The sequence below is a fragment of the Tardiphaga sp. 172_B4_N1_3 genome, from assembly GCF_052076035.1.
GTDB lineage: Bacteria > Pseudomonadota > Alphaproteobacteria > Rhizobiales > Xanthobacteraceae > Tardiphaga > Tardiphaga robiniae.
Genome location: NZ_CP197238.1, coordinates 4,534,862 through 4,553,579 on the forward strand (window position 1 = coordinate 4,534,862; position 18,718 = coordinate 4,553,579).

The 18,718-nt window shown below is 62.0% G+C and carries 16 protein-coding genes and 1 tRNA gene; 4 read left to right on the forward strand and 13 right to left on the reverse strand.

Annotated features, from left to right (window positions below):
* Positions 1-66 precede the first annotated feature (66 nt).
* The 12 genes from AB7783_RS21430 to AB7783_RS21485 form a co-directional block, all read right to left on the reverse strand.
* A tRNA-Ser gene (locus AB7783_RS21430) sits at positions 67-156 on the reverse strand.
* A 225-nt stretch (positions 157-381) separates the two neighbouring features.
* Positions 382-1,854: a trehalose-6-phosphate synthase gene (locus tag AB7783_RS21435; protein ID WP_170849615.1), complete on the reverse strand. Its 1,473-nt coding sequence runs from the start codon at positions 1,852-1,854 to the stop codon at positions 382-384.
* A 156-nt stretch (positions 1,855-2,010) separates the two neighbouring features.
* Positions 2,011-2,826: a trehalose-phosphatase gene (gene otsB, locus AB7783_RS21440; RefSeq protein ID WP_184520030.1), complete on the reverse strand. Its 816-nt coding sequence runs from the start codon at positions 2,824-2,826 to the stop codon at positions 2,011-2,013.
* Between the two features lie 10 nt (positions 2,827-2,836).
* On the reverse strand, positions 2,837-4,330 hold the full coding sequence (locus AB7783_RS21445; protein ID WP_441278759.1) for an MFS transporter: 1,494 nt from the start codon (positions 4,328-4,330) through the stop codon (positions 2,837-2,839).
* Between the two features lie 177 nt (positions 4,331-4,507).
* Positions 4,508-5,233: a GntR family transcriptional regulator gene (locus AB7783_RS21450; protein ID WP_420878729.1), complete on the reverse strand. Its 726-nt coding sequence runs from the start codon at positions 5,231-5,233 to the stop codon at positions 4,508-4,510.
* An 11-nt stretch (positions 5,234-5,244) separates the two neighbouring features.
* Complete coding sequence (gene hpxZ, locus AB7783_RS21455; RefSeq protein ID WP_120287485.1) at positions 5,245-5,643, reverse strand: oxalurate catabolism protein HpxZ; 399 nt, start codon at positions 5,641-5,643, stop codon at positions 5,245-5,247.
* Between the two features lies 1 nt (position 5,644).
* Positions 5,645-7,060, reverse strand: a complete 1,416-nt coding sequence (locus AB7783_RS21460; RefSeq protein WP_441278760.1) for an AtzE family amidohydrolase — start codon at positions 7,058-7,060, stop codon at positions 5,645-5,647.
* Positions 7,050-7,229: a DUF4089 domain-containing protein gene (locus AB7783_RS21465; protein WP_439078666.1), complete on the reverse strand. Its 180-nt coding sequence runs from the start codon at positions 7,227-7,229 to the stop codon at positions 7,050-7,052. The genes AB7783_RS21460 and AB7783_RS21465 overlap by 11 nt, the downstream gene beginning before the upstream one ends.
* Before the next feature lie 20 nt (positions 7,230-7,249).
* Entirely contained in the window at positions 7,250-8,971 is a 1,722-nt protein-coding gene (locus AB7783_RS21470) for a dipeptide ABC transporter ATP-binding protein (RefSeq protein WP_441278761.1), read from the reverse strand.
* 10 nt (positions 8,972-8,981) lie between these two features.
* On the reverse strand, positions 8,982-9,902 hold the full coding sequence (locus tag AB7783_RS21475; RefSeq protein WP_441278762.1) for an ABC transporter permease: 921 nt from the start codon (positions 9,900-9,902) through the stop codon (positions 8,982-8,984).
* A 10-nt stretch (positions 9,903-9,912) separates the two neighbouring features.
* A complete protein-coding gene (locus AB7783_RS21480; protein ID WP_441278763.1) occupies positions 9,913-10,926 on the reverse strand; it encodes an ABC transporter permease in 1,014 nt (337 codons plus the stop codon).
* Between the two features lie 141 nt (positions 10,927-11,067).
* Positions 11,068-12,687: an ABC transporter substrate-binding protein gene (locus tag AB7783_RS21485; protein ID WP_441230952.1), complete on the reverse strand. Its 1,620-nt coding sequence runs from the start codon at positions 12,685-12,687 to the stop codon at positions 11,068-11,070.
* A 319-nt stretch (positions 12,688-13,006) separates the two neighbouring features.
* On the opposite strand from AB7783_RS21485, the gene AB7783_RS21490 reads away from it, so the two are divergent.
* The 4 genes from AB7783_RS21490 (at position 13,007) to AB7783_RS21505 (ending at position 17,281) form a co-directional block, all read left to right on the forward strand.
* Positions 13,007-15,076: a TonB-dependent receptor gene (locus tag AB7783_RS21490; protein ID WP_441278764.1), complete on the forward strand. Its 2,070-nt coding sequence runs from the start codon at positions 13,007-13,009 to the stop codon at positions 15,074-15,076.
* A 130-nt stretch (positions 15,077-15,206) separates the two neighbouring features.
* Positions 15,207-15,992, forward strand: coding sequence for a tonB-system energizer ExbB (gene exbB / locus AB7783_RS21495; protein WP_441278765.1), 786 nt, complete (start codon positions 15,207-15,209; stop codon positions 15,990-15,992).
* Positions 15,993-15,995: 3 nt separating this feature from the next.
* Positions 15,996-16,433 carry a TonB system transport protein ExbD gene (gene exbD / locus AB7783_RS21500; RefSeq protein ID WP_089263503.1) on the forward strand — a complete coding sequence of 146 codons (438 nt, stop codon included), beginning with the start codon at positions 15,996-15,998 and terminating at the stop codon, positions 16,431-16,433.
* Positions 16,430-17,281, forward strand: coding sequence for an energy transducer TonB family protein (locus tag AB7783_RS21505; RefSeq protein ID WP_441278766.1), 852 nt, complete (start codon positions 16,430-16,432; stop codon positions 17,279-17,281). The genes exbD and AB7783_RS21505 overlap by 4 nt, the downstream gene beginning before the upstream one ends.
* A 40-nt stretch (positions 17,282-17,321) precedes the next feature.
* Here AB7783_RS21505 and ugpB read toward each other — a convergent pair whose 3' ends face one another.
* Positions 17,322-18,644 carry a sn-glycerol-3-phosphate ABC transporter substrate-binding protein UgpB gene (gene ugpB / locus AB7783_RS21510; protein WP_093757612.1) on the reverse strand — a complete coding sequence of 441 codons (1,323 nt, stop codon included), beginning with the start codon at positions 18,642-18,644 and terminating at the stop codon, positions 17,322-17,324.
* Positions 18,645-18,718: the final 74 nt, after the last annotated feature.

Genomic DNA, 18,718 nt, shown 5'->3' on the forward strand with positions numbered 1-18,718 from the left:
CCGCGCGCGGGGTGCGGAAGGACGACGGCCGGCTCGCAAATGGATCAGATGGTTAGGAGGGGGTGCTGGCGGAGAGAGTGGGATTCGAACCCACGGTACGGTTTCCCGCACACACGCTTTCCAAGCGTGCGCCTTAAGCCACTCGGCCATCTCTCCGGCGCGCCTTCTCATGACGGGCCGGAGCGAGATTTGCAAGGGACCGCCGGCTCGGCCCGGCGGTTTTTCTCAAATTATTGAAGGATATAGGGAATTCCGGGGAGCCTTGGCGCCACCTGCCCGTCCTGGCGAGCGGCGAATCGGCTTGCGATGCGTCGGCACAGCAATCCCCGCGCTAGCGCGCCGCGGGGGGACCTCCCCATTTCGCCTGGGCGGCGCCGCGGCTCAGTGGAACCGGCTACCGACCCCAGCGCCCAGCGATTGGACCGGCCAGAGTACGGCCGGCTCAACCGGCAGCGTTTCCACCGGCGTCTTGTCATTGGCGACATGGGCCTGCTGAAGCGCCTCGACGAAATCGGCGAACCAGTCCTGAATGGTGCCGGCGCGCAGCTTCGCCATCATGGCTTCCCAGCGCATCCGGCGCTCCAGCAACGGCATCGAAAATGCGGTCGCGATGGTGCGCGCCATGCCGTCCACATCATGCGGATTGACCAGCAGGGCCGTATCGAGCTCGTTCGCGGCACCGGCATATTTCGACAGCACCAGCACACCGGGATCGACCGGGTTCTGCGCAGCGACATATTCCTTGGCGACCAGATTCATGCCGTCATGCAGCGGCGTCACCAGACCGACCTGCGCGGTGCGATAGAGGCCAGCGAGCACCGTCTGGCTGAAGCCCTTGTTGAGATAGCGGATCGGCGTCCAGTCAACTTCGCCGTGACGCCCGTTAATGTCGCTCACCAGCTTCGCAAGCTGGTTCTGCAGATCACCATAGGCCTCGATCGTGCCGCGCGACAGAGTCGCGATCTGCAACAGCGAGACCGAGCGCTTGAGCTGCGGCTGCCGCGTTAGCATGCGATCGAACGCATCGAGACGATTGACGAGGCCCTTGGAGTAATCGACGCGATCGACGCCGATGGCGAGTTTCTCGCCGTTCAGGCTGCGGCGCAGCCGCGACACATCTGGATGCGACGCCGCCTTGGCGGCATGCGCAGCAAACTTCGCGGGATCGATGCCGATCGGAAATACCGCACAGCGCGACACGCCGTACCGCGACATCACCACACCACCCGTCGTGTCCAGGCCGAGCTCGCCATCGACATAAGACAGGAAGTTGTCGCGATCACCTTCGGTCTGGAAGCCGATCAGATCGTAAGCGAGCATTGCCTCGACCAGTTCGCGATGATGCGGCACGCCGCCAAAAATATCGCGTGCCGGCCACGGCGTATGCAGGAAAAAACCCAGCGGATGCGTCACGCCAAGCGCGCGCAATTCTGCGCCGAGCGCAAGGAAATGGTAATCCTGAATCCAGAACGCGGTATCGGGCTTGCGGAACCGCAGCAGCGCGCGCGCGAAGAACGAATTCACTTCGCGATACGACTGATAATCATCGTGCGACGTGCAGATCAGGTCGGTACGGGAGTGCAGCGCAGGCCAAAGCGCTGAATTGGCGAAGCCTTCGTAATAGCCACCGTAATGCGCGGCAGGCAGATCGAGCATTGCCAGCGCACCGGCGCCCAGCGCCTCGATTTCGGCAAACGGTTCCTTCTGCGCGCCGTCGCGCACGCGGCCGCTGGAACCCACCCAAATCGCGCCAGATTTCTCCACCACGGGCAGCAAGGCTGCTGCCAGACCGCCGGTCATCGGCTCATTCGCCGAAGCGCGCGATACTCGGTTTGAGACTACGACGAGATTCACAGGGTCCCCTCCTGATTGCACACATTGATAAACGTCCGTTCATCAATATGGTTCCTCGTCACCATTCGACCCAATTGAAACCAAATTCGGGCACGCGACGATGGAACTCACCTTTCAGTGAGTTCCATCTGCATCGGTATCAAGACATGAGATGAATCACTTCGATTTCGCTGCATCGTCGATCAGCAAGCGCGCGAGCCATGCGCGCACATCGCGCGGCTCGTCGAAGTGACCCGATACGCCTTGCGCACGGCGACCGACGGAGAATGCGAGACCATTCATGCCGGGCATGATCGCAAATACCGATTCATCGGTGACATCATCGCCGATGAAGATCGGACGGCGCCCGCTGAACGGCTCATGCGTCATCAATTCGATCACGCCCGTCGCCTTGGTCACACCAGCCGGCTTGATCTCGCAGACAGCCTTGCCCGGCAGCACTTCGATCGGCGCATTCGGCAGATCGGCACGGATCGCAGAGACCGCATCATAGATCGCCTTCTCCGCATGCGGCGCGAGACGATAATGCAGCGCGAGCGCATAGCCCTTGTCCTCGAGCAGAATGCCCGGGCTCAACTTCGCAATGGCAGCAAGGCGACGCTTCAATTCCTTGTCCATCGGCGGCGCGCCTGACGCTACCGATTCATTGTCGCCTGACAATCGCATTTCGGCGCCATGACCGCCAACGGCAGGAAACTGCATAGGCGCAAAGATCAGATCGATATCGTTGATCGAGCGGCCCGAAACGAGAGCCATGGCGCCATTCGTGCGCTGCAGCAGCTTGCCCATGGACGTCGCCAGATCCGGTGGCACCCACACTTCACGCGGCGTCGGCGCAAGATCCAGCAGCGTACCGTCGATATCGAGCAGCAGCGCACATTCGGTAAGCCGCGGCAACTCCGCACCCGGATACAGTACCTCTTCGGAGTGCGGCGCATCGTCGACATGAATTTCGATAATTTTCTGAGACATGTTCATCAAGTTACTCCACCACGGCCAGCGGCCGTGCAACTGATTCAAGCGGCTGGCGTTCCGCCGCGATGGCATAGCGCCAGCCGACAATCGCAGCCACGATCATCAGAACAGCGCCAAACAGGTAGCCGGCAAACACGCTATTGCGCGACCCGGTATCGATCAGCACGCCAAACAGCGCCGGGCCGGCAACGCCGCCGATCCCGGTGCCGATCGCGTAGAAGACAGCGATCGCCAATGCGCGCACCTCGATCGGGAACGTCTCACTGACGGTGAGATAGGCCGCACTCGCCGCAGGCGACGCAAAGAAGAAGATGATCATCCAGGCGATGGTCTGGGTCTGTGCACTCAACACATCGATCGAGAACAGATAGCCGGAGATCGCAAGCAAGATGCCCGACATCCCGTAGGTCACCGCAATCATGACGCGACGCCCGAGCGTATCGAACAGCCGGCCGAGCAGCAGCGGTCCAAGAAAATTGCCTGCGGCAAACGGCAGGATATACCAGCCGACATGGTTGGACGGGATACCGAAGAAATCCGTCAGTACCAGCGCATAGGTGAAGAAGATCGCGTTGTAGAAAAACGCCTGCGATGCCATCAGCACGAGTCCGACCAGCGACCGTTGCCGATACAGCACGAACAGTGTCTGCGCGACTTCCTTCAGCGGCGTATGATCGCGCATCGTCAGCCTGATCTTCGGCAGCGCGGCCAGAACCGACGGCTTGGCCTTCTGATGCGCGGAGATTTCGATCTCAGCCACGATCTCTTCGGCGCGCTGCGGCTGACCGTGGATCATCAGCCATCGCGGGCTTTCCGGAATCCACATCCGCATGAACAGCACGATGAGACCCAGAATAGCACCAGTGAAATAGGCCAGCCGCCAGCCATAGGCTTGCGAAATCACTGCGGGGTCCAGCAGGACAATGGCACAAACGGCACCCATTGCGGCGCCCAGCCAGAAGCTGCCGTTGATCACCAGATCGGTCCAGCCGCGATAACGCGCCGGGACAAGCTCCTGAATCGTTGAATTGATCGCCGTATATTCCCCGCCAATGCCGGCACCCGTCAGGAATCGAAACACGGCATAGCTGGCAAGATTCCATGACAGCGCCGTCGCGGCAGTCGCCGTGAGATAAAGCGCAAGCGTAATGAAGAACAGTTTCTTCCGGCCGATGCGATCCGTCAGCCAGCCGAAGCCCAGTGCACCGATCACAGCGCCTGCAAGATAAGCGCTATTGGCAAAGCCGACATCGACGTTCGAGAACCTCAACAGCGGATCTTCCTTGAGCGCGCCGGACAGCGCGCCCGCCAGGGTCACCTCAAGACCATCGAGAATCCATGTAATACCGAGCGCCAGAACAACGCGTGTGTGAAAGCCGCTCCAGCGCAGCGCATCCAGACGCGCGGGAATATCGGTTTCGATGATACGACCCGGGTCAGAAGCTGGCGTCTGGCCCGGCACCGGCGAAGCCGTGATATCCGCGCTGCTCAGATAAGCCATGCCGCCTTGCTCCTGAGCATTTGCTCGCTATTCCCACGGACAGGCGGAAAATCGACAGCAACGCGAAAAGCCCGAAACCTTGCGGTGACGGGTCATTCAGCGCCAGAGGGTTACATTCTCCGGGAAACAACCCGCGAAGAGCGCGTTGGTTCCGATTTTATGCGGGGGAATTGGGACCTAGAGCGAAACGGCGTAATGCTCGTATTCGCCGCGCACCAACTCGATATGGGCGCGCATCGCCGCGGCGGCGCCGTTGCGATCGCCGCGCATGATGGCGACGACGACGCGGTCATGCTCGGCCTGCGACTTGGCAAGACGACCGAGATTGCGAAACTGGGCTCGCCGGAACGGCTGCACCCGAACCCGGGTCGCAAGCGTGATCTCGGCGATATATTCGTTCTGCGAGCCCGCATAGATCGCGTTGTGAAAACGCTCGTTCACTTCGTGGAAGCGATCCGGATTGCCGTCATAGCTCAGCACCCGCAGCTCTTCGTGAATGGCCTCCAGCCCGTGACGTTGCACGGCCGGCATCCGTTCGGCGGCGAGACCCGCACATATCGCTTCGAGCTCGGCCATCGCCTCGAACATGCCGGTGAGACGATCGATCGACGGCTGCGCCACGACGGCACCGCGATGCGCGCGCGAGTCGACAAGGCCGCTTGCCGTGAGCTGACGCAACGCTTCACGAACGGGCGTGCGCGAAACATTGAAACGCTGTGCCAGATCGGTTTCGTCGAGTGAGGTACCGGGGGGCAGCACGCCGCGCACGATCTCGTCGGCCAGTTGCAGGCGGAGCTCTTCGGCGCGCGTCATCTTGCCGGTGATCGTCCCGGCACGGTCAACCCGGCTGACCGGCCCGGCGATGCCCGCCTTGCGGCGCGGCTTCCCCGGCTGAATCAGCATGTCGTCGAAACTCATCCCTTGGCGCCCTGCGGTTCGTCGATCAGGCTGACAGACGCCGCCACGATTCGCCAGCCTTCCGGAAAGCGGATCCACGTCTGCATCTGTCGACCGACCTTACCCGGAGCCGTGTCGCGATAAAATAGCGTCGAGGCGACCGCAGTGTCGCGGCCATAGGCGGAAATCACCGTGCGCGCAGTGCGGCGCATCAATCCGACCGGCGAGCGTGCACCGCGAAAGGCCTGGATCTCGTCATAGCCGTAGAGGTTTTCGCCCATGCCGTAACGGAGCGTCCGCGGATCGTTGCGAAACAGCTCGCCAAGCACCGCCGTGTCGTTGGTCGTCAACGCCTTCTCATAGCGTGCGAAAGCGGCGCCCACTTCGGCGATGACGTCCGGCAGATCGATTTCCATGTCAGAACCCTTTTGCTGATGGAGCAGCAACGATGCCGGCCCGCTCCAGAGCATAAGCGACGCGCAGCGCGATGTCTTCCCGCCACGGCGCTGCAATGATCTGCACGCCGATCGGCATCGGATCGAGCGGCACCGGCACGGCGACCACGGGGAGACCGATGAAGGAGATTGGCTGGGTGTGGATGCCGATATTGGCGCGCACGGGCAGCTCGATGCCGTCGAGCACAAAAGTCGCCTGCCCCAGCTTCGGCGCGACGCAAGGCGTCGCCGGCGCGATGATCACATCGACGTCCTTGAACAGTTCGAGCACCTTCGCGCGGTACCAGCGACGGAATTTCTGCGCGCGATCGACCAGCGGCGCCGGCACCATGGCGCCGGCCAGCAACCGGTCCCGCACCGCCGGGTCGAAGTCATTGGGACGTGTGCGCAAGCGATCCAGATGCAGCGAGGCGCCTTCAACGGTCGAGATGATATAGGCCGCCGAACGCGCGCGGGCGACCTCGGGCAGCTCGATGTCGCGTGTGACGCCGAGCGCCTTCGTGACACGCGCAACCGCCTCCTGGGCCTCCGGAAACAGGTTCTTGCGGAAGTATCCGCCGGCCGCAGCGATGCGGAGAGAGCCGATATCCTGTCCGAGCAGCGCCGTCACCGGCTCGATGGCGCGGGTTGAACACGCCGCATCCTCGGCGTCGGGTCCCTGCATGGCGTCGTAGGCCAGCGCGAGGTCCTCGACCGATCGTGCGAACGGGCCGAGATGATCGAAGCTCGCGACAAACGGAAACGAGCGCGCCCGCGACAGCCGGCCGTAAGTCGGCTTCAGGCCGAAGATACCGCAAAACGACGACGGCACGCGGATCGATCCGTTGGTGTCCGACCCCAAGGCAAGCGGCACAAGACTGCCGCCGACGGCGCCGCCGGAACCGCCCGATGAGCCGCCGGTCATCCGGGTCACGTCATGCGGATTCCGCGACGGCCCGTCATGAATATTCTCGCCCGTAAAATCATAGGCGTATTCGCCCATGTTGAGAGCGCCGACCAATACGGCGCCGGCCGCTTCCATGCGTTCGACCAGTGTCGCATCGCGGGTCGAAGCTGGACGATCGCGGTTGATTTTGGAGCCGGCGCGGGTCGGCAGGCCGGTGACATCGAACAGGTTCTTCACTGCAAACGGCACGCCTGCGAGTGGCCCAACACTTTGGCCCGCAGCAATAGCGGCATCCAGCGCCTTCGCCGTGGCGCGTGCGCGGTCGGCGGTGACATCGGTGAATGCGTTCAGGACCGGATTGTGCTGCGCGATCCGCGCGAGCGCAGCTTCGGTGATAGCGAGTGCGGAGATTTTCTTCGCGGCAACCGCCTGCGCGATGTCGGACGCCGGACGCCAATCGCCTTCGGGGGTGATAACGGGATCAAGCTGCATAGATGCTCGCCGGTTCGGTTTCATCTGGCAGCGAAAATTCGTCGACCATCTTAGCCATTTTCAGCGTCACCGCGAGATTGGCACGGACGGACGGCTTCCACGCGTCGTAGATTGGCAATTCCAACGCCTTTGCGACGGCGTCGATATAGTCATCAAGCGGTTCGGCCACGGTCCCTCTCTCGATCTGTCTCAATGAATCGGCAACGGCGGATGCGGGATCGCCGACAGCAGTTCCTTCGTATAAGCATCTTGCGGCGCATCCAGCACAGTCTCTGTCAGGCCCTGCTCGACGATCCGCCCGGTGCGCATCACGATGACACGATCGCACAGCAAACGCACCACATTCAAATCGTGCGACACGAACAAATAGCTCATTCCCATCGACTGTTTCAGGTCCTGCAACAGGTTCAGCACCACCGCCTGCACGGAGACGTCGAGCGCGGCGGTCGGCTCGTCCAGGATGATCAACTTCGGCTGCAGCGCGATGGCCCGCGCAATGCCGACGCGCGCCTTCTGGCCGCCGGACATCTGATGCGGAAAGCGATCGAGCAATTCGAGCGGCAGCCCCACCTGTCGCGCGAGGTCTTCGCATTTTGCACGCAATGCATCGGAGCCCTTGATATCGCCGAGCTGCATGATCGGATCGGCGATGGCCCGCGCCGCCGTGAAACGAGGATTCAGGCTGTCCGTGGGATCCTGAAACACCATCTGGATGCTCTTGCGCAGCGGCAACCGCGCAAAGGAATTCGGCGCCATCTCGCCGATCTCGTCGCCATCGAAGGAGATGCGCCCCGAGGTCTTGTCGATCAGCCGCATCACCATCATCGACGTCGTGGACTTGCCGCAACCGGATTCGCCGACAAGACCGACGCTCTCGCCGTGGCCAACCGTAAAGCTGATGCCATCGACAGCACGAAACTTGTCCGGCTCGGTCGGCGGCTTGCGCGAGAACAGTTTTGCCAGAGAGGCGGTTGCGCCCTGGCGGGCATATTCCTTGACCAGATTTTCGACCACCAGCAGCGGCTTTGCGGCAGTATCGGCGCTGACACTGTCAGCAATCGGCTGCTGCACCGGCATTGCCGCGCGTTCTTCGGCCGGCAGCAGATCGCGCAGCGAGACGCCAAGCCGGGGCGTCGCCTGCATCAATTTCTTCGTATAGGCGTGTTTCGGATTGGCGAAGATATCGGCCGACAGCGCCGTCTCGACCACCCTGCCCTTTTCCATCACCACGACACGGTCGCAATAGGCAGCGGCCAGGCCGAGATCATGGGTGATCAGGATCGTCGACATGCCGCGGCTCTTGGTGAGCTCGACGACCAGATCCATTACCGCCTTCTGCGTCGTGACGTCGAGGCCGGTGGTCGGCTCGTCAGCGATCAGGAGCTGTGGATTGCAGGCCAGCGCCAATGCGATCACCACGCGCTGGCACATGCCGCCCGAGAGTTCGAACGGATAGGCGTGATAGCGCTCGCGCGGGCGTGCGATCTTGACCTGCTCCAGCGCCTCGATGGCTTTCTCCGCACGGTCTGCGCTACCAGCCTGCGCATGTTGCCGCAGCACGTCCTCGATCTGGTCGCCGACCTTCCGGATTGGATTCAGTGCCGCCCGCGGGTTCTGAAAGATCATCGAGATTTCGCGGCCACGCAGGTCGCGCATCTGGTTCTCGGTTGCGCCCTTGATGTCGACGCCGGAGAACATCACCGAGCCTTCGGCGATCTTGCCGGCCCGGTCGAGAATGCGCATCACCGCATAGGACGTCACCGACTTGCCCGAGCCGGACTCGCCGACGATGCCGAGTGTTTCGCCCTTGGCCACGGAAATATTGACGTGCTGCACGGCCTTGACGATGCCGCGCCGCGTGGCGAATTGGACAGTGAGGTCGCTGACGTCGAGAAGCGGTTGAGCTGTCATGTCCGGGCCCTCAGGTGCGTCGCTGCGGATCGACGATGTCGCGCAGACCATCGCCCAGCAGGTTGAAGCAGAACACCGCGATCATCAGCGCCAGACCGGGAAACAATGCGATCCACCATTCGCCCGACACCATGAAGGATGCGCCTTCGGCGACCATGATGCCCCATTCTGCGGTCGGCGGACGGACACCGAGACCGATGAAGGAGAGGCCCGCCGCATTGAGGATCGCGTAACCCATGGTCAGCGACATCTGCACGATCATGATCGGCATGATGTTGGGCAGGATATGCACCAGCAGGATGCGCATCTCGCTATTGCCCGACAGCCGGGCCGCCTGCACAAAGCCGGCCTCGCGGCGGACATTGGCCTCGGCGCGAGCGACACGCGCATAAAGCGGGAAATTCACGATCGCCGTCGCAATGATGATGTTCTGCACGGTGTTGCCCAGCGCCGCGACGATACCCATGGCGAGCACGAACAGCGGAAACGCCATGATCGTATCGGCGATGCGGCCGACGATGCGATCGGTCCAGCCGCCGAAATAGCCCGAGGCGATGCCGGCGAGGCCGCCCATGGCGAACACCAGGATGACCGAGGCGATAGCGATGAAGAAATCGAGCCGGGTCGCGACAATGACGCGGCTGAAAATATCGCGGCCGAGCTGATCGGTCCCGAACCAGTGCGCCGCGGACGGCGCCTTCAGCGCCTGCGCCGTGTCGCTGGCGAGCGGATCGTAAGGCACGACATACGGACCGAACAATGCAGCGAAAACGATCAGCACCAGCAGGCCGAAGGCAAAGGCCGTGACGCGGTTCTCGCCGAGGATGTAGCGGGTGTGCGACAGCGTCGCGGCAAAGCCGGAGGTGCGTTTTGCTGGCGCAGGCGGCGGCGCGGGAACGGCTTCGGAATCGACAGGCGTGACAGCGTTCATGGTTTACACCTCACCCTTCCAGCCGCACGCGTGGATCGATCACGCCGTAAAGAATGTCGATGATCAGATTGATCAGCACATACATGACGGCCATGGTCAGCACGAAGCCCTGCACCGGCGCGAAATCCGACGAGATCAGAGCTTCGACCGCGTAGGAGCCGATGCCCGGCCAGGCGAACACCTTCTCGACCAGCACATTGGCGCCGAGCAGAAACGAGAATGTCATCGACAGTGTGGTGATGACCGGCAGCATGGCGTTGCGGAAGGCGTAAGTGACGATTACGGCGCGCGGCGACAGACCGCTGGCGCGCGCAGTACGGACGAAATCGGAGGACAGGATCGCCAGCATCGACGCGCGTGTCATGCGGGCGATCGGCGCCAGCGAGAAGATCGCCAGCGTCGCCGTCGGCAGGATCAATTGGTTGAAGGCGGACCTGAAGGCTTCCCAGTCACGGGCGATGAGACTGTCGATCAGATAGAAGCCGGTCACGTTGGGCGGCGTCGACGCGAACACGTCGAGACGTCCGAGCGGAGCCGGCGACCAGCCGAGCCTGAAATAGAAGACATAGACTAGCACTAGGCCGGTGAAGAACACCGGCAGCGATACGCCGGCCGTCGTCGTCACCCGGCAGAGATGATCGATCCACGAGCCCGGCCGGGTGGCGGCGAGAATGCCAAGCGGAATGGCGATCATGACCGAGACCAGCAGACCCAGCAGCGTCAGCTCCGCCGAGGCCGGCAGGCGATTGCGAATTTCAGTCGCTACCGGTTGGCCGGTCGTCAGCGAGTTGCCGAAATCGCCTTTGGCCAGATCCGCTGTATAGCGGAAGAACTGCTCGATCAGCGGCTTGTCGAGGCCGAGCTTCTTGCGGATTTCCTCGATCGCCTGTTTGTCCGCTGACGGTCCTGCGAAATAGGCCGCGGGATCGCCGGGCAGCGCGCGCGTCAGCAGGAACGTCACGATCACGACCCCGATCAAACTCGGGATCGCGAGCATCAGTCGTTTGCCGATCAAAGCGAGCATGATGCATACCTCGTGTTCATCGACGGATGCGAACGCGAACTCGCAGCGCTCCCTCTCCCCCACGCGAAGCGAAGCTTCGCTAGGCGGGAGAGGGTTGGGGAGAGGGGAAGAAAGTGCCCGCGCTTCGCGGCGATCATCACATCACGCCTTCACGAGCGCGCGATAGTCGAGCCGACGGTGGAACCAGTATTGGTAGCCCGAGATGTTCTTCTGCATCGCCACGTTGACATAGGGCTGATAGAGCGGGATGCGCGGCACATCAGTGAAAGCGAGATCGACGAAACCCTTCACGTCGGCATCATAGGCGGCCTTGTCGCCGGTTGCGGCGGCGGTGCGCGCGCCGTTGATGAACTTGTCCATCTCGGGCGACTTGTAGCTCATGGTGTTGAACACCGAATTGTCGCCGTGATAGCACCAGTAGAAGAAGTATTCGGGGTAATCGAGCCAGCCGGAGAATACGTTGGTGTAGAGCGGCATCTCCTTCTTGTTCAGCTCGGTGCGCCAATTGGCGCCGGGGATCTTGTTGATGGTCGTCTTGATGCCGATCTGGCCGAGGCTTTCCTGCACCAGCACACACAGCGGCTCGTTGACGACGGCAAAGCCGAGATCGAATGAGATCGTGGTCTCGAAGCCGTTGGGATAGCCGGCCTCGGCCAGCAGCGCCTTCGCCTTTACCATGTCTGTATTGTATTTATGCGGCTGCGGCCACGCGACTTCGGTGGGCTTGTCGGCTGATGCGCCGTACATCGGATTGGCGAGACCGAACAGCACGGCATCGACGATCTTCTGATAGGGCAGCGCATAGGCCACGGCCTGACGCACCTTCGGATTGTCGAAGGGCGGCTTGGTGACATTCATGCCGATATACTGGATGCCGTTGGAGAACGGCAGCGACACCACGTCAAGCTTGCCGTTGGCCTTGATCTCCTGGAAATCCTTGTAGGGCAGTTCATAGGACATGTCGGCATCGCCGCGCTCGAGCAGCGCGCGCCGGTTGCCGGCCTGCGGCACCATGCGCCAGATCACGCGCTTGATCTTCGGCATCGGGCCGGAGACCCAATCATCATTGCGCTCGAGGATGACTTCGGTGCCTGCCGTCCACTTGGTCACCTTGTAGGCTCCGCCACCTGCCGTCTGCATCTTGGTGTATTCGAGCCCCCACGGATCCTTCTCGGTGGCATTCTTCTTCACCAGCTCGGAATTGATCACGCAGGGCACGATGACCGCGAGATCCGGAATCGTCAGGCGATCCTTGGTGGCGAAATCGACGCGCACGGTGTGATCGTCGACAACGACGAACTGCTCGGGCTTCTTCAGCGATCCGGCGCTCATCTGGAAGGTCGGAAAACCGCCGACGCTGACCGAACGATCCAGCGACCACTTGACGTCCTTCGCCGTGACCGGCGTGCCGTCGTGAAACTTCGCGTTCTTGCGCAGCTTGAAGGTCGCCGACATGTCGCTGATGGTCATGTCCTCGGCGAGTTCGGGCTTGAACTTGTCGCGGTCGTAATAGGGCACGCCGCCGGGGCCGGCCTTCATCTCGTGGCCGATCAGGCGGTCGTAGCAATTCCAGGACACTTCATAGCCGGGCACATTGGTGCCCACGCCATGGATATCGAGGTTGTTGGGGCCGCTTTCGGAGACGATCAGCAGGGTTTCGGATCGGGCGTCTGCCTTGGCGGACGAAAAGATTGCCGGGCCGGAGACCATGGCGCCAGCGGCGGCGCCTGTGGCGGTTTTCAGAAAATCACGACGCTTCATTCTGGCTCTCCCCAAGGGCGCGAGTGGATCGGCTTGGGAACAGACATCGCAAACTTCGTGCCAGAGCTTAACGAACACCTAATGCGCGCCTAGGCATCTGATAAATCTCGCATTTTGCAACGAGCCCGGCGGCCGGCATAACCAGAGACCCGACTGTATTGCATACAAAGATATTGAGATGCACATAATTTAGACTGATGTGCAGGCGTTGCTCGGTCATTGATCGCCTGTTTCTGGCTTGACATACATCGGCTCCCGCTTCTTATTGCGAATAATTCGCATTAGCATTTGCATCAGATCAAGAACCTTGGGGAATGGCGTGAGTTTGAGGTTGTGGGCGTCGATCACGGGGGCGGCGTGCCTCTCATCAATCTGGATTGGAGAGGCGAAGGCCCAGGAGGGGCAAACGCTGTCGGAAATCGTGGTCAGCGCCGAGCGGCAGAAGGAAGCTGACGCCTTCCAGTCCACTACCCTGCTGACCGGCGACGCCCTCCAACGCACCACCTCCGCCTCCATCGCCGACTTGCTAGCGACCCAGCCGGGCGTTGCCGCATCGACCTTTGCGCCGGGCGCGAGCCGGCCGAATATCCGCGGCCTCGACGACTATCGCGTCCGCATCCAGGAGAACGGCATCGGCAGCCAGGACGCCTCGGATTTCAGCCAGGATCATCAGGTCCCGGTCGATCCGCTCTCCGCCGACAAGATCGAGGTGATCCGCGGTCCCGCAACGCTGCGCTATGGCAATCAGGCCATCGGCGGCGTCGTCAATGCCAGCAACAATCGCATTCCGGAAAATCTCGTGCCGGACAATTTCAGCGCGCGCATCAAGGGTGGCGGCTCCTCGGTGGATAGCAGCATCGACGGCGCGGCCAGCATCGATGCGTCAGGCAACAATGTCGCCATTCACGTCGATGCCTTCGGCCGCAGCGCCGGCGATTACAGAATTCCCGGCGGCGGCGTACAGGCCAATACGAGACTGCGCTCGGAAGGCCAGTCGGTCGGCGGCTCCTACATCTTCGATGGCGGCTATATCGGCACCGCGATCCAGCACATCACTAGCCTGTATCATATCCCCGGCATCGCCGAGTCAGCTGCAAGAACCCGCATCGACCTCGAACAGACCAAGGTGACCAGCAAGGGCGAATGGCGCGCGCCCACCGACGGCATCGCCGCGATCCGCTATACGTTCGGCGTCAGCGACTACAAGCATGGCGAGCTCGGCATCGGCAGCAATGGTGTCGATGGCCTGCAGAACACCATCACCAACAAGGAAATCGAAGGCCGTTTCGAACTGGACCACGCCGCGGTCGCAACACCGCTCGGCGCATTGACCGGAAGCTGGGGCGTACAGGCCAGCAACCGCAAGCTCGGCACCGCGGGCCTGCTCGGCGGGCTGCTCGCTCCCACCAATACGGACACAGTCGCAGGCTTCGTGTTCGAGCAATTGCAGCTCTCGGACACACTCAAATTCCAGGCGGCCGGCCGTATCGAGAGCCTGTCGGTCTCCGGCATGGCGCCGATCTTCCCCAGCAATTTCCTGCCACCACCCGACACATTCTCCGAGACAGCAGCGACGCGCGATTTCACCCCGAAGAGCTTCAGCTTCGGACTGCTGAAATCACTGCCCTGGGATATGGTTGCCAATCTGAGCGTACAGCGTGCACAGCGCGCGCCTGCCGCGCCCGAGCTTTATTCGCGCGGCTCTGACGGCGCATCCGGCACTTTCGTCATCGGCAATCCGGATCTGAAAATCGAAACCGCAGAGTCGGTCGAAGTCGGTCTCAAGCGCAGCGGCGGCCAGCTACGTTTCGAGGCCAGCCTCTACTACACGCGCTATCTGGATTTCATCTTCAAACAGGTGACCGGCAACTTCTGCACCGACACTTTCGCAAGCTGCGGCGCGACCGGCCCACTGCTGCAAGTGGCCTACGGTCAGCGAGATGCCAATTTCCGCGGCGCCGAGCTGATGGCACAACTCGATGTAACGCCGCTCAGCGACGGCATGCTCGGAGTCGACACCCAGTTCGACGTGGTCCGCGCGACCTTCGCCGATGGCAGCAATGTTCCGCGCATCGCACCGATGCGCGTGGGCGGCGGCGTCTGGTGGCGCAGCGCCGAATGGTATGCGCGCCTGGGCGTGCTCCACGCGTTCACACAGAACGATATTGCACTCAATGAAACGTCGACGGCCGGCTACAACTTGCTGAAGGCTGAGGTGAGCTATACCCACACATTCGCGAAGGTCGACGGCGGCCTGCGCGACATCACCTTCGGCGTCACCGGCGACAATCTGCTCGACGAACAGGTCCGCAACCACATCTCCTTCAAGAAGGCGGAGGTGCTGCAGCCCGGACGTGGCGTGCGGCTCTTCACGAGTATGAGATTTTGAGCCCAATGACCTTGGAATCGCTCCAGTTTGGGCCTCAACTCGGCCTCCAGAGGGCGACATCGTTCACATGCGAAGGTATTCTTCGCCATCATCTCCCATTGCAAACTTCGACCGACGGAATGCAGCCCCTATGACAAGATCCTGGTCTCCCATTACAACTGTATTGGTGGCGGTTAGCGGAACGGCGGCGCTTCCGCAGTTTGCTGTAGCTGCGACCACGGAAGCGCTGCTGCCGCATAATCTGTCCCCGTGGGGCATGTTCATGAACGCCGACATCGTGGTGAAGGCCGTGATGATCGGGCTTGCCATCGCCTCGCTGGTGACCTGGACGGTCTGGCTCGCAAAGACCATCGAACTCAACCGCGAAACGCGGTCCGCCAAACGGCGGCTCGATATACTGGAAAGCGACACGACGCTGGCTCAGGTCGAGCGCGATAGTGCCAACGCCCGCGATCCCGTGGCCCAACTCATTCATTCGGCAGTGCGCGAGACTGCCCTCTCCCATGGACTGTTCGATGACGGCTTCAAGGAGCGCATTGCGCTCCGCCTTGAGCGCGTCGAACAGGCGATGTCGCGCCGGATCTCCCGTGGCATCGGCGTGGTCGCCACGATCGGTGCGACTGCGCCCTTTGTCGGCCTGTTCGGAACCGTCTGGGGCATCATGAACGCCTTCATCGGTATTTCGGAAACCAAGACCACCAACCTCGCCGTCGTCGCGCCGGGCATCGCCGAAGCCTTGCTCGCGACAGCACTCGGTCTTGTCGCAGCCATTCCGGCCGTGGTGATCTATAACCAGCTCGTTCGTAACATCACGACCTACCGAGCGCTGCTCGGCGACGCCTCCGCACAGGTCATGCTGCTGATGAGCCGCGATCACGGCCGTCGCGGCATGCCGATCTCGCGGGCGGCGGAATAGATCATGGCTGCAAGATTAGGTGGACGCTCAGGTGGCGGTGACGACCTCGAAGTCAACCACGAAATCAATGTGACGCCCTTCATCGACGTGATGCTGGTTCTGCTGATCATCTTCATGGTGGCAGCGCCGCTGGCGACGGTCGATCTCGGTGTCGACCTGCCGGCAAGCGCCGTCGAACCACAGCCGCGTCCCGACAAGCCGGTCTTCGTCACCGTCAAACCTGACCTGACGATCGCCGTCGGCGAAGACATCATCCCGCGCGATACGCTGAGCGGCACGCTGGATGCTGCGACCAAGAACAACAAGGACGAGCGCATCTTCCTGCGCGCGGACAAGGTCGTGAGCTATGGCGATCTGATGGAAGTGATGAACCTGCTGCGCAACGCAGGCTACCTCAAAATCGCACTGGTCGGCCTCGACGGACGAACCTCCGCGCCATGAACGTCTTTGCGCTACATGCGCCGACCGACAGCGTCGGTCTTCGCTGGACCGGGTCGGCGATCGCTATCGTCGCGATCCATGCCGGCCTGATCGCCGCAGGCATCTGGTGGTACCATCAACCGAACCCGCCGGGCGTTACGATGCCCACCATCATGATCGACATGGCGCCCGCCACCGCCGCGCCTGAAACGCAGCCGCTGGATATCGCCCCTGGTCCCGAGATGCAGCAAGCGGAAGCGCCGTCCGAGCCGCCGCCCGAGCCCGTTCAGCAGAAGCAGGTGGAAGAACAGATCCCGCCGACGCCGCTGATGGAGAAGCCGGTCGTCGAAGCGCCGCCCGAGCAGAAGACCGAGCCGACGCCGCCCCCGCCCGAGCCCGCCAAGATCATTCCCGATCCGCCAAAGCCGGTGCCGGAAAAGCCCAAGCCGAAGCCAATACGCGCCGAGATCAAGAAGAAGCCCAACGATACGCCAGCAGCGCCGCAGACCACTGCGGCACCGCGCGCAGAACGCATCGCGCCTGCAGCATCAGCGGCCGCCGCCGGTGCCTCGAGGGCAGCGTCAGCGTCTTACAATCAGCTCGTTCAATCACACTTGCAGCGCTTCAAGCAATTTCCCCAGAGTGCACGCACCGGTCAGTCAGGCACAGCAGTCGTCAGGATCGCCTTTACACTCGATCGCAGCGGTCGCGTGCTGTCTTCTCGCCTCCTGGGATCGTCGGGAAATCAAGCGCTCGATGCCGAAACGCTCGCCATGGTTCGTCGCGCGCAGCCATTCCCGGCATTTCCGCCGGAGAAGACCGGTGGTACGGAGGCGTTCAATGTTCCACTGCGATACGACCTTCGTTAGCAACAGCCGAAGATCGTGACGCGCCGCGACCGGGCAGATATCACTGCACCGGATTGGCGCGCTCGAACTGGCGCAGCAGTTTGTTACCGCGCTCTGCTGCAGCGTCGAGGGCCTCCTGCGCAGGCTTCTTGCCGCTGAATGCCTGCTCCAGCTCATCCTCGATGGCGTCACGGATCAGCGTGAACGAACCAAGGCGCAATCCCTTCGAATTTTCCGTCGGTGCTTTGAGCGTGATCTGCTCGATGGATTTCACGGTGCCAGGGTTGCGGTCGTAAAAACCCTGCTGGCGCGTGAGTTCATAAGCGGCGCGCGTGATCGGCAGGTAACCCGTCTTCTGATGCCAGGTCGCCTGCACTTCGGGCTGCGAAAGAAACGCAAAGAACTTCGCGATGCCCTTATATTCTTCGCGCGGTCGATCCCGCAGCACCCAGAGCGTCGCGCCGCCGATGATCGAATTCTGCGGCGCGGCCGTGACATCCGGCCAGTACGGCATCATACCATAGCCGACCTCGAATTTCGCATTGGCGAGAATGTCGGCGCGGGTCCCCGACGAGCCCAGGAAAATGCCGCATTCGCTCTTCTGAAAGCGTGGCTCAGCCGCTGTCGCGCGGCCGCTGTAATCGAAGACCTTGGTCTTCTGCCATTCGGCAAGTTGCGTAATATGCCTCACCATCAGCGGGTTGTTGAAGGTGAGCACCGCATCTAACCCGCCAAGGCCATTGGACTTGGTCGCCACCGGAATGTTGTGGAATGCCGAGAAGTTCTCGACATTGATCCATGACGGCCAGGCCGTGGTGAAGCCGCAAACCGCACCTGCCGTCCGCAATCGCTTGGCAGCTGCGCCGAGTTCCGGCCATGTCCGCGGCGGCTCGTCCGGATTGAGCCCAGCGGCACGGAACAGATCCTTGTTGTAGTAAAGGATCGGCGTCGACGCATTGAACGGGAAGGACAGCATGTTGCCGGCCATGTCGGTGTAGTAGCCCGTAATGGCTGGCAGATAGGCTGACGGATTGAACGCCTCCGCCTGATCGCGCATCAGCTCATAGACGGGATAGGTTGCGCCTTTGGCGGCCATCATGGTGGCCGTCGCGATTTCGTTGACCTGGACGATGGCCGGCTGGCTCCGGGACCGGAAAGCAAAGATCGCCGCCGTGACGGTTTCGGTATAGTTGCCCTTGTAGACCGGAACGATGCGATAGCCCGTCTGCGTGGCGTTGAAATCCGCGGCCAGCTTTTCAACGTGCCGGCCGAGTTCTCCGGACATCGCGTGCCACCACTGAATGTCGGTGGCGCGTGCGGGCGTCGCCGTCTGGCTGACTGTCACCACGAGCGCGAGATATCCGAGCGCCGCCTTCAACTTCATTTCATTCTGCCCTTACAACGCCGTCGGCTGCCGGCCTGCTGTGCTAATCATTCTTGTTGGGAGGCCAAAGCTTC